Origin of the sequence: Streptomyces resistomycificus (genome assembly GCF_001514265.1) — a bacterium.
Taxonomy (GTDB): Bacteria; Actinomycetota; Actinomycetes; order Streptomycetales; family Streptomycetaceae; genus Streptomyces; species Streptomyces resistomycificus.
Map to the genome: position 1 here is coordinate 400827 of NZ_KQ948989.1, position 12276 is coordinate 413102.

Annotated in this window: 12 protein-coding genes; 6 read left to right on the forward strand and 6 right to left on the reverse strand. The window is 71.8% G+C overall.

Features of this window, described 5'->3' with window-relative positions:
* Positions 1 to 398: 398 nt before the first annotated feature.
* Complete coding sequence (locus tag AQJ84_RS06960; protein WP_225877083.1) at positions 399 to 680, forward strand: hypothetical protein; 282 nt, start codon at positions 399 to 401, stop codon at positions 678 to 680.
* 377 nt (positions 681 to 1057) lie between these two features.
* On the opposite strand, the gene AQJ84_RS06965 is transcribed toward AQJ84_RS06960, so the two are convergent.
* Entirely contained in the window at positions 1058 to 2326 is a 1269-nt protein-coding gene (locus AQJ84_RS06965) for an SWF or SNF family helicase (protein WP_053191673.1), read from the reverse strand.
* The gene (locus tag AQJ84_RS06970; protein ID WP_063785372.1) at positions 2326 to 5175 is read right to left on the reverse strand and encodes a DEAD/DEAH box helicase; all 2850 of its coding nucleotides are present in this window, start codon (positions 5173 to 5175) and stop codon (positions 2326 to 2328) included. Before AQJ84_RS06970 ends, AQJ84_RS06965 begins: the two co-directional genes overlap by 1 nt.
* 251 nt (positions 5176 to 5426) lie before the next feature.
* Between AQJ84_RS06970 and AQJ84_RS06975 the strand changes: the two genes are divergently transcribed.
* On the forward strand, positions 5427 to 6479 hold the full coding sequence (locus AQJ84_RS06975; protein WP_030037693.1) for an acyl-CoA desaturase: 1053 nt from the start codon (positions 5427 to 5429) through the stop codon (positions 6477 to 6479).
* Between the two features lie 116 nt (positions 6480 to 6595).
* Entirely contained in the window at positions 6596 to 6778 is a 183-nt protein-coding gene (locus tag AQJ84_RS06980; protein ID WP_030037692.1) for a hypothetical protein, read from the forward strand.
* A 152-nt stretch (positions 6779 to 6930) separates the two neighbouring features.
* Here the strand turns inward: AQJ84_RS06980 and AQJ84_RS06985 are convergent, their stop codons facing one another.
* Together AQJ84_RS06985 and AQJ84_RS06990 are read right to left on the reverse strand one after the other, a co-directional pair.
* On the reverse strand, positions 6931 to 7809 hold the full coding sequence (locus AQJ84_RS06985; RefSeq protein ID WP_053191631.1) for a hypothetical protein: 879 nt from the start codon (positions 7807 to 7809) through the stop codon (positions 6931 to 6933).
* A gap of 135 nt (positions 7810 to 7944) precedes the next feature.
* Complete coding sequence (locus AQJ84_RS06990) at positions 7945 to 8241, reverse strand: hypothetical protein (RefSeq protein WP_030037689.1); 297 nt, start codon at positions 8239 to 8241, stop codon at positions 7945 to 7947.
* 99 nt (positions 8242 to 8340) lie between these two features.
* On the opposite strand from AQJ84_RS06990, the gene AQJ84_RS06995 reads away from it, so the two are divergent.
* Positions 8341 to 9246 carry an oxygenase MpaB family protein gene (locus tag AQJ84_RS06995; protein ID WP_030037688.1) on the forward strand — a complete coding sequence of 302 codons (906 nt, stop codon included), beginning with the start codon at positions 8341 to 8343 and terminating at the stop codon, positions 9244 to 9246.
* Here the strand turns inward: AQJ84_RS06995 and AQJ84_RS07000 are convergent.
* A complete protein-coding gene (locus AQJ84_RS07000) occupies positions 9223 to 9756 on the reverse strand; it encodes a PadR family transcriptional regulator (protein WP_053191633.1) in 534 nt (177 codons plus the stop codon). The genes AQJ84_RS06995 and AQJ84_RS07000 overlap by 24 nt on opposite strands.
* Positions 9757 to 9869: 113 nt before the next feature.
* On the opposite strand from AQJ84_RS07000, the gene AQJ84_RS07005 reads away from it, so the two are divergent.
* Positions 9870 to 10625 carry an alpha/beta fold hydrolase gene (locus tag AQJ84_RS07005; RefSeq protein WP_030037685.1) on the forward strand — a complete coding sequence of 252 codons (756 nt, stop codon included), beginning with the start codon at positions 9870 to 9872 and terminating at the stop codon, positions 10623 to 10625.
* A gap of 68 nt (positions 10626 to 10693) precedes the next feature.
* Here the strand turns inward: AQJ84_RS07005 and AQJ84_RS07010 are convergent, their stop codons facing one another.
* Positions 10694 to 11293, reverse strand: coding sequence for a class I SAM-dependent methyltransferase (locus tag AQJ84_RS07010; protein WP_030037684.1), 600 nt, complete (start codon positions 11291 to 11293; stop codon positions 10694 to 10696).
* Between the two features lie 152 nt (positions 11294 to 11445).
* On the opposite strand from AQJ84_RS07010, the gene AQJ84_RS07015 reads away from it, so the two are divergent.
* Positions 11446 to 12219, forward strand: coding sequence for an MHYT domain-containing protein (locus tag AQJ84_RS07015; RefSeq protein WP_053191635.1), 774 nt, complete (start codon positions 11446 to 11448; stop codon positions 12217 to 12219).
* Positions 12220 to 12276 lie beyond the last annotated feature (57 nt).

Sequence of the window (12276 nt, forward strand, 5' to 3'; positions counted from 1 at the left end):
ATGGGGCCGTAGCAACTTCCGCGCGGGGGTCGCGCCATGGCCGCTTCGAGGTGACTCTGGACGGCATGGCCATGCCGCCCGTACCGCCTCCGCCACCCGGGCCTCCGGGTGACCCGCCGCCTCCCGACAACGGATTCGGACCGCCTCCCGATGACTCCGGACGACCTCCCGACGACTTCGGCCGTGCCGGGCCGACCCCGTACGGCGGCAACGCGTCGTACGGTCCTTCACCGTCGCACGACGGCGGACAGTACGGGCCTTCGCCGTCCGGTGAAGGCAGATACCACGACGGGGCGTACGGCGACGGGTCGTCGACGCAGCCGATGGGCCCGGCCGGTGAACCGGGCGGGCCGTCCGGCGGGCCGGGGAGGCGCCGGAGCCCCCTCTTCGTCCTGCTCGTGGTGATCGTCGCCGCGGTGGCCGTGGTGGCCGTGGTCCTCATGGCGTCGGGGAGCGAGGACTCGCCGGACGACAAGTCGACCCCCGGCAGCGGCAAGAGCACGAGTGGCTCACCCTCGCCGTCCTTCGGCCTTCCGACCGAGCTGCCCAGCAAACTGCCCACCGAGCTGCCGTCGCAGTTCCCCACCGAGCTGCCGTCTCAGTTGCCCACCGAGCTGCCCAGCGGCTTGCCGAGCGACCTCGAATCGCTGATCCCGTCCCTGGAGGAAGCGCTGCCGTAGCCGTCGACCGACGTGAGCCGTAGTCCGACGTCGGACGCCCTGCGGCGGCCGCAGGGCGTCCGACGTGGTTTCAGTCACCGCGTTTCAGTCACCGCGCGGGAGCCCTGTGTACGTCACCGGTGGTCTCCACCCCGCCGCCTACCGGACGGCCCTGCGCGTCGAACGCGCGGTGGGCGGCGCGGCGCCGGCCCGTGGGGGGGCGGGGCATCGGGCCCTCCTCCTTAGGTGCAGGACTCGCCGACAGCCGACAGCCGACAGCCGACAGCCGACAGATCCAGATGAGGGCGCCGCACGCCACAGACTCCTCAGGCCGCGCCTTGGACCGCCTGACTCCTCCGGCCCGCGGGCGTCGGGGGCCTGATCGTCGCAGGCCTGCTTCAGGGGGCTTCCTTGTCGGGCACGGGCTCCGCAGAAGCCAGCGCCGTCGCGGGATCCTGCGCCGACCCGCCGGCGGGCACCCAGTGGCCGCCCTCCCTCCGGTACGGCCACCAGCGGCCGTCCCGCCCCAGCCGTAGCTGGCCGCTCGCGCCGACCACCGTCCACCGGTTGGCCCGCTCCCGCAGCGTCGGTCGCTCGTCCTCCTCCCAGGCCGAGTCCAGGGCGGCACGCGCGCGTGCCAGCGTTTCCCCCTCCACCGCCCATTCCTCCTCACATACCGAGAGCGCGGCCGCGCCCCCGTGCCGCCAGGCACGGACCGCCAGGGCCAGTTGCTCCCGGCCACGTCCGGACGCCTCGGCGAGCCGATCCTCGATGGCCGGCGCGGGATCGCCCGCAGCCAGGCGGACGGCATCCTGAGCCACCGTCAGTGACGCAGCACCACCATGCGGTTCCGGGCCGCCTCGCAGGGCCTCGGCGAGCAGGCGGTGGGCCTCCACGGCGGTCCGGGCGGCCAGGAACTCCAGGGCGGCCGGTTCGACGCCGGGCGCGGGCGGTGCCTCGGTGTCCAGCGCCGGCGGCACCCCGGGCTCCTCGGGGAGTTCCGGCAGGGCGGGCAGGGGCGGAAGGACGTCACCGGCCGCGTAAGCCTCCGCGGCGTCCACGCCCGACGGTGCGGCGGCCTCGGTGGCGGGCGCCGCACTGCGTTCCTGGAGGGCGTCCAGCAGGGCGCGTTCGGCGCGTCCCCGCATCAGCAGCAGCACGAAGGGGTCCTGGTCCAGCAGCCGGGCCACCTGGTGACACAGGGCTGCCGTATGCCCGCAGTGGTCCCACGCCTCGCAGTCGCACTCCGGTTCCAGCTCGCCCATGCCCGGCAGCAGCTCGATGCCGGCCGCCTCCGCGTCCTCCACGAGGTGCGGCGGCATGTCGCGGTCCAGCAGCGCCGCCACGTGCCCGGCGCGCTCGACGGCCATGTCGAGGAAGAGGTCCCACTGCTCGGCGGTGAGCTCCGCCAGCAGTACGTCCGCGCGATGCGCCGTACCGTCGCGGTCCTTGACGACCGCGGTGATGCGCCCCGGGCGCACCGACACCGCGCCCACGGCCCCCGCGCGGGCGAGTCTGCGGCCCGTCTTCACCTGCGCGGAGTCCAGCGCCGTGTCCTCCAGGGCCTGCAGCCAGGCCCGTCCCCACCACGTCTGCGCGAACCCCTTCCCGCGCACGGGAGGCAGCGTGGCGAACGTGCGCTCGGTGTCACCGTCGTAGTCGTGCATCATGCGCCCCCTCGCAGTTCGACCAGGTCCGCCAGTTCGGCGTCCGTCAGTTCGGTGAGCGCCGCCTCGCCCGAGCTGAGCACCACGTCGGCCAGCTCCTTCTTGCGGCTGAGCATGGCGGCGATACGGTCCTCGATGGTCCCCTCGGTGATCAGCCGGTGCACCTGCACGGGCCGCGTCTGGCCGATGCGGTAGGCGCGGTCGGTCGCCTGCGCCTCCACGGCGGGGTTCCACCAACGGTCGTAGTGCACGACGTGCTCGGCCCGGGTGAGGTTCAGGCCCGTGCCCGCCGCTTTCAGCGACAGCAGGAAGACGGGAACCTCACCGTCCTGGAAACGTCGCACCATGGCCTCCCGCTCGTGGACGGGCGTCCCGCCGTGCAGGAACTGGGTGGGCGTGCCGCGGGTGGCCAGGTGCCGCTCGATGAGACGGGCCATCTGCACGTACTGCGTGAAGACCAGGACGCTCGCCTCCTCCGCGAGGATGGTGTCGAGGAGTTCGTCCAGCAGTTCCAGCTTCCCCGAGCGCCCGATGATCGTCGGCCGCTCCTCCTTGAGGAACTGCGCCGGGTGGTTGCAGATCTGCTTGAGGCCCGTCAGCAGCTTCACGATCAGGCCGCGCCGCACCATGTCGTCGGCCCGGGAGATCTCCGCCAGCGTCTCGCGCACCACCGCCTCGTACAGACCCGCCTGCTCCCTGGTGAGGGTGACGGCGCGGTCGGTCTCGGTCTTCGGCGGCAACTCCGGGGCGATCCCCGGATCCGACTTGCGGCGGCGCAGCAGGAAGGGTCGTACGAGCCGGGCGAGCCGCTCCGCGGCGGCCGGGTCCTTACGGTCCTCGACGGGCTGGGCGTACCGCGTGCGGAAGGTGCCGAGCCGTCCCAGGAGGCCCGGAGTGGTCCAGTCGAGGATCGCCCACAGTTCCGACAGGTTGTTCTCCACCGGGGTGCCGGTGAGCGCCACGCGTGCGCGTGCGCCGATCGAGCGCAGTTCCCGGGCGGTCGCTGAGTACGGGTTCTTCACGTGCTGGGCCTCGTCCGCCACGACCATGCCCCACGGCACCTCGCCCAGCCGGCGCGCGTCCAGGCGCATCGTGCCGTAGGTCGTGAGGACGAACTCGCCGTCAGCCAGGTCGTCCAGGACGCGGCGCGCTCCGTGGAAGCGGCGCACCGGCGTGCCGGGCGCGAACTTCTCGATCTCGCGCTGCCAGTTGCCCATCAGGGACGTCGGGCACACCACGAGCGTGGGACCGGCGGACGCGGCGTCCGTCTGCCGGTGCAGATGCAGCGCGATCAGCGTGATGGTCTTGCCGAGCCCCATGTCGTCGGCCAGACAACAGCCGAGGCCCAGGGACGTCGTCCGGGCCAGCCAGCTCAGGCCCCGTCGCTGATAGTCCCGCAGGGTGGCGGTGAGCGCGGCGGGCTGAGCGACCGGCTCCTGCGCCTCGGGGTCCGCGAGCCGCTCCCGCAGCGCCGCCAGCCACCCGGTGGTATGGACCTCGACCTGGCGGCCGTCGACCTCCGTGGAGCCCGTCAGAGCGGCACTCAGAGCCTTGATGGGCGTCACCTTGCGGTCCTGCTGGGCGCGGGCGCGGCGTACCTCCTCGGGGTCGACCAGAACCCACTGGTCACGCAGCCGCACGACGGGTCGCCCGGCCTCCGCCAGCCGGTCCAGCTCCTCACGGGTGAGCCGCTGCTCGCCCAGGGCGAACCTCCAGTCGAACGCGAGCAGCGCGTCGGCCGACAGGAACGACGGAGTGTCCGCAAAGACCCTTCCGGGCCCTGTCGCCTCGTCCGGCGGACCGACCACCGCGCGGGCGGTCAGCTTGCGGGCCAGCTCCTTGGGCCAGTGCACCTCGACCCCGGCGCCCAGAAGGCTGCGCGCGCCTTCCGCGACGAGCTCGGTGACCTCCTCGTCGGCGAGTTCGAGCCCGTCCGGCACGGATGCGGAGAGCAGCGGTGCGAGCGGCGGCCAGGCCCGGGCCGCGCGGCGGAGCGCCAGCAGGGCGTCCATCCGCGCGCGCGGGCCGAATGCCTCGCCCACCGTGCCCGTACCGGTCCACACCTCGACGGCGTCCGCGACGATCGTCGGATCGCTGACGCTGTGCACCTGCAGTACGGCATGGAACGGCAGTACCGCGTCGTCCCGGGCTTCGCCCAGGCCGGGCACCTCGATCCGCAGGGAGAGCCGTACGCCCGCGTCGTGGCCCGCGGCGACGTCGGCGGCCCAGGCACGCTGCTCGGGAAGGTGCTGCGGTTCGGGCGCGGCATAGGCGGGCCCGCCGGTCGCGAGGTGGGCCGCGGGGGAGCGGGGCAGGGTGTCGGCGACCGCGTCCAGGAAGGCCCGCAGCAGCCGCTCGGGCTCGGGCAGGCACAGGTGTTCGGCGCTGTCCAGGGGCGACGCGTGTGCCTCGGGCGGCATCGCGGCGGCGAGTCGGCGCAGGTGCTCGACGTCCTCTGCCCCCAGGGGGCCGGCGCGCCACGCGTCGTGGTCGCGCGCGGAGAGGCCGGGCAACAGGAGGCCGCGGGCGGCGAGGTGCAGGGCCAGCATGGCTGCCGCGCCCCAGAACGCGGGCGCCCGGTGCGCGCGTTCGGACGTACGCGCGCGCGTGAGCACCGGAAGCGCGGCGCGCACCGGCAGCAGGACCGCCGACACGTTCACCGGCTCCACACCGTCGCGGCCGGGCAGAACGACGGTCAGCTCCTCGACGGACCCCGCCTCCACGGCAGGGAGAAGACCGCCGTCCGGCCGCCAGAAGGCGACACCGCCGGTGCGAGCCGGGTCACCCGGCACGAACACGGCACAGCAGCGGGTCAGTTCGGTGATCTCGGACGATGGTGCCGCGGGAATCCTCTGCGCAGAAATGCTGCATTCCTCAAATTTGACTACCGAATGGATCGCTCATTGTACAGTGTGCATGCGGGATTGATGGTGAGTGTGAGTGTGCTGTGCGCCATATCCATGTGGGGTGTCATCAACCCCCCTGTCTGCGCGGTGCTGGCCTCAGGTGATACACGGGGGGTTGCCTCATGGTCGCCAGGCGTCACGGATCCGTACGTTTTCTCAGGTCAGCACGTTCCTGAGAGAGCCGGAGTCCGGACATGTCCCAGGCAGCCACCGTCGAAGCCGGCGCTCGGGGAGCACCGGGTTCCTCATCGGGCGGCAGCGAGTTCACACCCCTCCTGCGCATCGTGAAGAGTCAGAACCTACTGAGAGGCCGGTACGCGTGGTACGCGCGGGCCATCGCCATCAACGCCCTCGCTCTCGGGGGAGTACTCACGGGCGTCGTCCTGACCGGTGACTCCTGGTGGGTCCTTCTCCTCGCACCCCTGCTCGCCGTGTTCTCGGCGCGTACGGCCTTCATAGGCCACGACGCCGGGCACGCGCAGATCACCGGCAACAAGGCAGCCGCCCGCATCCTCGGTCTCGTCCACGGCAACCTGCTCCTGGGGATGAGCTACTCCTGGTGGAACCGCAAGCACAACCGCCATCACGCGAATCCCAACCATGTCGACAAGGATCCCGACGTCGCCGCCGACGTGCTCGTCTTCACCGGCCGGCAGGCGGTGGACCGGACGGGTTTCAGGCGCTGGCTCACCCGCAACCAGGCGTGGCTGTTCTTCCCGCTCACCCTCCTCGAAGGCGTGGCCCTGAAAGTCCAGGCATTCAGGGACCTGCGCCGCCAGTCGCCCGCGGAGCGGTCCGTGGAGGCCGTGCTGCTGGTGAGTCATGTCGTGGGATACGCGACGCTGCTGCTCACGGCCATGTCGCCCGGCAAGGCCCTCGCGTTCGCGGCTCTCCACCAGGCTCTGTTCGGCCTGCATCTGGGGATGTCCTTCGCGCCCAACCACAAGGGCATGGAGATGCCGGATCCGAGCGGCCGACCCTGGGGACATCTGCGCCGGCAGGTGCTCACCTCGCGCAACATCCGTGGCGGCGCGGTGACCGACTGGCTCCTCGGCGGCCTGAACTACCAGATCGAGCACCACCTCTTCCCCAGCATGCCGCGCCCTCATCTGCGGCTCGCCCAACCCCTGGTGCGCGCCCACTGCGAGGAGTTGGGTATCCCCTATGCGGAGGCCACGCTCGTCGACTCCTACCGGCAGGCGCTGCGCCACATGCACGAGGTGGGAGAGCCCCTGCGGGCGAAGTAGGGGCGACATCGGGGATGTCTCAGGGGCGTCTCAGGGTCGCGGTTCGGAACCGTGGGAGGCGCGGAGCCGTTTTTCTGGACACAGACGCGGCACGGGCCGCGAAGGAGGCGACGCACATGTCGAAGAACGCGAAGATCGCCGCAGGAGGTGTGGCGGTCGGACTGATCCTGTTGATCTGGCTGCCCTGGTGGGCCGCGCTCCTGATAGTCCTGGGAGTCCCGGCGGCCGCGTATCTCGCGCTGGACCCCTCCCAGCGGCGCAGGCTGCGCCGCACCACGCGCAAGGAGCTCGGCCGCTGACGTCGCCGGGGCAGGCCCGGCCCCGGCGGACCGACCGCTCGCCCCTCCGGCGGGCGGGTCCACTTCGGGCCCCGTTCCGCCTGGGCCCGGTCCGTGCGCGGTAGCCGCGAGTCGCCCACGGAGGCAGGCGGGCCGACGCGATGCCGGAGGCTTCAGAGGGGACGTACGGCCATCTTGTCGAGTGCCTCCAGAAGACCCGGCAGCTCCGGGCCCCGGCCCACCGGCAGGACCTCACCGGGTTCGTCGTCGAGCAGCACGAAGGCGATGTCGTCGGTCCTGGCCACGAGTGACCAGCCGGGGCCGTCGGCGCGCAGGGTCCGTGCGTCCCCGGGAGCGAAGGACGACCGGACCCGACCCAGCGGCGGTGGCGAGTCCACGTACGAGCGGGCCTCCGCGAGGACCCGCCTGATGCCGACGTGTCCCTCGCGCTCACCCTCCTCCGCTTCCTCCGCCCCCGCCGTGCCGTCGGCGGCTCCGTCCGCTCCGGCCTCGTCCGTGGCGTCGGAGGCGTCGTCGCCCGGGCGACGAAAGGCCGCGTCGTCGATCTGCTCGCGCCAGATCGCCCACTGAAGCGCGATCTCGTCGGCGCCCAGACGACGCTGGGCGGCCCCCCAGGTCGTGGTGTCCGGCGGTGCCAGCGGGGGACCGTCCGCGTCCTCGGGGTCGGGATCGTGCGGTGCGGGGACACCGGGTGCCGCGACGGCGACCAAGAGGGGCCAGCCGGGAAGGGCGGCGACGACCGTGCGCTCGTCGGGCGAGAGGTCGTACTCCATGCCGCAGTCCCAGGACGCGATGGCGACGGCGACCAACGACACGTCGTCGATGACGACCGTCCACCGGGCGCCCTCGCCGTCCTGCCCGAGCACCAGGCCGTACCCGTCGGCCAGCGGAGCCAGGCCGAGCGCCGCGCAGGCCTCGGGATAGTCGTCGCCCAGCACGCTCGGGAACTTCGCCGGCGTCAGCAGCACCGCCGTCAGCACGTAGAGCGCGTCGTCCGCGGCGGCGACGGCTTCCTCGTCCGTCCCGGCCATCCCAGCCTCCCCATTGGTTCGTCCAACCGCGCGCACCCTAATGCGCCGGGAAGCCGCTTGTCACGACTCCCCGGCACACCTGGAGCTGCAGCTTTCCGACCGGACGGGGCGAATCGACCATCCCGACCCCGGACGTCAGGCCGCCGGGAGCCCCAAAAGCGACCTCGCCACCGTCCCGGGCGACTCGTCACGCTCCCGTGCGAGCGCGATGACGGCCCGGCAGGCCAGCTCGTTCACCCCGAACGACAGCGCCTCCGGGGACACCCAGCCGGCGGCCTCGTCGATCCGATCCTGGTCGTCCTCGGCGCAGGCCGACACATACGCGGCGGCGGCCTCGAAGAGATTGTGTGAGCGCGTGTCCCGTTCGGTGTCCCGGTCGACGCGCAACGCGTTGAAGAATCCGGCACACGACTTGCGCACCCTGCCCAACATGCTGACCACCTTCCCCCTGTGTGGCTGCCATGACCGATCGCTCATCTTGCGCTATTCAACGTAGAGTTGAAGGCTTGGCGACAGAAGGGGGCGGGCGCGTTGAAGCGCTTCGAGCGACTCGCACGGATCCGGACCATGGACCCGGAGAAGGAGGCCACGGAGATCTACCGGCTCACCGTGGCGTACGAGTTCCCCTGGGACTTCACCCGAGCGCTGGAGCTGGCCCTCTACCGCACGTACGCGGTGCCGAGCATCGGTCGACTGCTGGCGGAGACCGCGGAGCTCACGGACCGGACGCAGAAGCGGTACGACGACACGTCACTGCTCCTCGACACGGTCGTCGAGCACGGCTTCGGCAGCGAACAGGGGCTCACGGCGATTCGCCGTATCAACCAGATGCACCGAAGCTACGACATCAGCAACGACGACATGCGGTACGTGCTCTGCACGTTCGTCGTGATGCCCAAGCGCTGGATCGACGCCTACGGCTGGCGCCGGCTGTCCCGTCACGAGATCGACGCCTCCACCGTCCACCACCGCGCTCTCGGACGGCACATGGGCATCAAGGGTGTCCCGGAGACCTACGAGGAGTTCGAGGCGTGCCTCGACGCCTACGAAGAGTCCCACTTCGCCTGGGACCCGCAGGCGCGGCAGGTCTCGGACGCCACGCTCGCGCTGATGGCCTCCTGGTACCCGCGCCCGCTCGCGCCCCTCCTGCACACGGCGACGCTCGCCCTGCTCGACGAGCCGCTCCTGCAGGCCTTCCGGTATCCGGTCCCGAGCGCCGTCACCCGGGCGGTCGTCCGCCGTGCGGTCCGGCTGCGCGGCAGGGCCGTGCGGCTGCTGCCGCCCCGGCGCGCACCCCACTTCGCGCGCCAGAACTGGGAGATCAAGGGGTATCCGAACGGCTACCGGGTCGAGGACCTGGGCACCCGTCCGGTCCCCGGCGTGCGCGGCTGCCCGATCGGCGACGGCAACCGGTCAGAGGTCGGCCGCGCGGAGTGAGCCGATCGTGTCGCGCAGCCAGCTGAGTTCGGCCCGGGACGTCGCCCGGGCGATGGTCAGAATGCCGCGGCGGAAAGGATCGTCCAGCTCCTCGGCGCGCAGCGGCCGGTCCCCCTCGTAGAAGAAGCTCGCGGGTTCCTCCAGGAAGGCGAGCCGGCGCCGCAGTACGGCCGCCTGCGCGCCGGCGTCGTCGAGGTGCCGGAGGAAGGCGAGCACCGTGAACCAACGGTTCTCGTCCGTGATGTCCCGCTGGACCGGCTCGGCGAGCCGACGACGCAACTCCCTCCTGCCCTCGTCCGTGAGCGTCAGCACATGACGCGGAGCGGCCACCGAGCCGGGCTCAGTGGTCCGGGCCAGCAGGTTCGCCTTCTCCAGCCGCTTGATCGCGGGGTAGAGCGTGCTCTCGGCGACCGGGCGTACGTGCCCTGTCAGGGCGGTGATGCGTTTGCGCAGCTCGTAGCCGTGCAGCGGGGTGTCGTAGAGGAATCCGAGGATGGCGAGCTCCAGCATGCGCGCATTCTTCCGTACCCAAGGGCTACATCCCAGTCGGCATACCTCGTCTACTCAATACATCGGTTGCGATGTATTCTCATCGTGTCGAGAGAGCGAGATAGGGAGGGGCCATGAAGCAGACCGAGTTCGACGGCCGGGGAAGCCGCATTCGGTGGACGGAGACTCCGGGGGAGGAGCCCGCGCGTGTCTACGTGCACGGACTGGGGTCGGTCTCGGCCGTCTACCACGGGCACATCGCCGCCCGGCCCGAACTCGCGGGACGGCGCAGCCTGTTCGTGGACCTGCCCGGACACGGCATCAGCGACCGGCCCGGCGACTTCGGATACACGCTGGAAGAGCACGCCGACGCCCTGGCGGCGGCCCTGGACGCGGCCGACGTGGTGGGCGCGGAGCTCGTCGGGCACAGCATGGGCGGCGCGGTCGCCCTCGTTCTCGCCAGGCGGCGGCCCGACCTCGTCTCCCGGCTGGTCCTCACCGAGGCCAATCTCGACGCGTTTCCGCCGCCCTCGGCCGGGAGCAGCGGTATCGCCTCCTGCGAGGAAGACGCGTTCGTCGACGGCGAGTACGCGCGCGTGCTGGAACAGGTCGGTCCCCTGTGGGCGGCGACCATGAGGCTGGCCGACCCGCGAGCCCTGCACCGCACCGCCGTCGGACTGCGACGCGGGTCGGAGCCCGTCATGCGCACGATTCTCGAAGAGCTGCCCGTCGACCGCGTGTACCTGCAGGGTGAACTCAGTGGTGAACTCGACGGGAGGAAGGACCTGGAGGCCTCCGGCGTGCGGGTGGTGACCGTGCCCGGCGCCGGCCACAACATCATGTTCGACAACCCCGACGCCTTCGTGGCGGCGGTGGCCGGACAGGGCTGACGAAGTCCCGCGGCGCCGAGGGCAAGGGCTTCTCGTCGACCCTCGGCGTGCCGGGGCCAGGGCTCGGGTCAGCTCTCGCGGACCGCCAGGGCCAGGAACCGGTCGTCCTGGTCGACGTACGACGTCATGCGCCACCCGGAGCCGGCCAGCAGCGGACCGAGGCGGGACTCGTCGCGCAGGTCGTCCGGGGTGATCTGCCGGCCCTGGCGGGCGGCGAGCGCCGCCCTGCCGATCGGGTGGAAGAGGGCCAGCGTCCCGCCGGGGCGCACCACGCGCGCCAACTCCCGCAGGTTCTCGGCGGGGTGAGGCAGGTGGGAGATGAGCCCCGCGCCGAACACCGCGTCGAGCGACCCCGCCCGCAGCGGCAGCGCGGTCACGTCGGTGAGCAGCAATCGCCCGTCCCGGTCCCGTCCCGCCCGTACGGCGGCCTGCAGCATGTCCGGGGTCAGATCGGCCCCGACGACCACTCCTGACGGCCCCACGGCCGCGCGCAGCGGCGTCAGGGCCCGTCCGGTGCCGCAGCCCGCGTCGAGCACGCGATCTCCCTCGCGCAGCCCGAGGTCCGCGACCGCGGCGGCATAGGCGGGGCCGTCGTCGGGAAACCGGGCGTCCCAGTCGGCGGCACGGGGGCCGAAGAACTCCTGGACGTCTGTGTGGTCGTCGCTCATGCCTCGCATGATCCCTCACCGACCGGGATGACGTCCGAGCGCACACGTTCGAGCGTGACGCGATCGTTCAGGTACATCTCTGCGTCATATTCCAACACCTTTCGAACTGCGCCCCCTGTGTGCGCCCATGGCGCGACTAGCGTCCCTGAGCCATGGGACACCTGGACCACGCCGCCCTGGGGTGGCTGACCCCCGCGCTGTCATACGTGATGGCCTGCATAGGCGCCGCACTCGGGCTGCGCTGCACCGTCCGCGCGCTCGGTGCCACCGGACGCTCTCGCCGCAACTGGCTCATCACCGCGGCCTCCGCGATCGGCACCGGCATCTGGACCATGCACTTCGTGGCCATGCTCGGTTTCAGCGTCACGGGCACCGACATCCGCTACGACGTGCCGCTCACCATCGTGAGCCTCCTCGTCGCCATGATCGTCGTCTGTGCCGGCGTCTTCGCCGTCGGCTACAGCCGCGACCGCACGCGCGCGCTCTTCCTCGGCGGACTCACCACCGGCCTCGGTGTCGCGAGCATGCACTACCTGGGCATGGCGGCGGTGCGCCTGCACGGCGTCGTCGCCTACGACCCGGTACTCGTCGGACTCTCCGTGCTGATCGCCGTCGTCGCGGCGACAGCGGCCCTGTGGGCGGCCCTCAACATCAAGTCACCCGTCGCCGTCACCCTCGCCTCGCTCATCATGGGGGCGGCCGTGAGCAGCATGCACTACACCGGCATGTTCGCGGTCAGTGTGAGTGTCGCGCCCTCCGCCGCGCCCCTTCCCGGGGCCACGGCTATGCAGTTCATCTTCCCCCTCGCCGTGGGCCTCGGCTCCTACCTCTTCCTGACCTCGGCCTTCGTCGCGCTGTCGCCGACCACGGGGGAGCGCCAGGCATCCGCCTCGGCCCAGCGGCCGATCGAGAGCACGGCCCACTGACGGCGCCCCGGACACCGCCCGGACGGCCCGCCCCGACCACTCCCGAGCGAGGAGGCC